Source organism: Vibrio sp. Vb0888, assembly GCF_033338835.1.
GTDB classification, from domain to species: domain Bacteria; phylum Pseudomonadota; class Gammaproteobacteria; order Enterobacterales; family Vibrionaceae; genus Vibrio; species Vibrio alginolyticus.
The window spans coordinates 1-1,066 of record NZ_JAWOTL010000316.1; the positions used below are offsets into that span (position 1 = coordinate 1).

Sequence of the window (1,066 nt, forward strand, 5' to 3'; positions counted from 1 at the left end):
TCAGCTGAATGAATTTAACAAAGACACCGAATTCGGCAGAGGCGAGATTAAAGACAATGCGCTAACGGCAGTTGTTACCAGTCAGTTGTTCAGAACCCGAGTCGTCAAAGCGAAAAAAGGTAAAGGCAGCATCAACCGTAAAATGAAGCACCGAGGCAAAGAGCCCTATTCAAAGTTCTCACCAAAGTGGATTTTGAATAGGGCTTTTTTCATGCTCAGAGTAAAAGAACTGTTTGACCGAAAAGTTTCTGTTCAGGCCTATTGCCCATAAAAATCAATACTTAGCTGTCAAGTTTGCGCTAACCATTTGATGCTGAATTCAAAGGGAGATGAGTATCCTGATTGACTATAGCTCTCAGCGCGCTGATCGACTCAACTGTTAGGTGTGAACCTTCATCGATTGATTTCATAAACTCGTCCACTTCTAATAGTTTCGACATCGAACTAAGAAAGCCCTGGTTGATGACCTCGATGAATGAGCGAGTTTCGGTCGTTAGGGATTGGTTGCTCAGAACTACGTGGTTGATTTCATCAATCGACGTGCTGGTTCGAGTTGCTAAAGTTCTCACTTCATCCGCAACCACTGCAAATCCTCGTCCATGTTCACCAGCTCTAGCTGCTTCAATCGCTGCGTTTAGAGCTAGGAGATTGGTTTGTGAGGCGATGCTGTCGATCACTTTGACGATTTCAGTGACTTGCTGCGAGGTTTTAAATAGCTCTTGAACTTTATCGTCACAAGCGGTGACGGCTCTCAGTACTTCTTCAATCATGGTGCGAAACTCATTCAGAGAATGTTCTGCGCCGCAGACGTTTGATGTGGCTTCTTCGCTGGCGTTTCTTGCGATAAAAGAAGAGTCGGCTATCGCTTGAGAGATGTTTAAATCCCTTTGAACTTTATCAGTGATGTCAGATGCAAATTTGACGACTTTGATGACGTTGCCCAACGGATCAAAGATGGGGTTGTAAGTGGCTTCAATGTACACTTTGTCACCTGAGGCTGAACGCCTTAAAAATTGTCCGGACTTAAACTGGCCGGCGGCGAGATCTTTCCAAAAGCCGGGATTTT

The 1,066-nt window shown here is 44.7% G+C and carries 2 protein-coding genes; one reads left to right on the plus strand and one right to left on the minus strand.

Annotated elements, in window-relative coordinates:
* On the plus strand, window positions 1-271 hold a 271-nt coding region (locus tag R7P72_RS25920), incomplete at its 5' end, for an alternative ribosome-rescue factor A (protein WP_411912914.1).
* Window positions 272-299: 28 nt separating this feature from the next.
* Here the strand turns inward: R7P72_RS25920 and R7P72_RS25925 are convergent.
* On the minus strand, window positions 300-1,066 hold a 767-nt coding region (locus R7P72_RS25925), incomplete at its 5' end, for a methyl-accepting chemotaxis protein (RefSeq protein ID WP_318111112.1).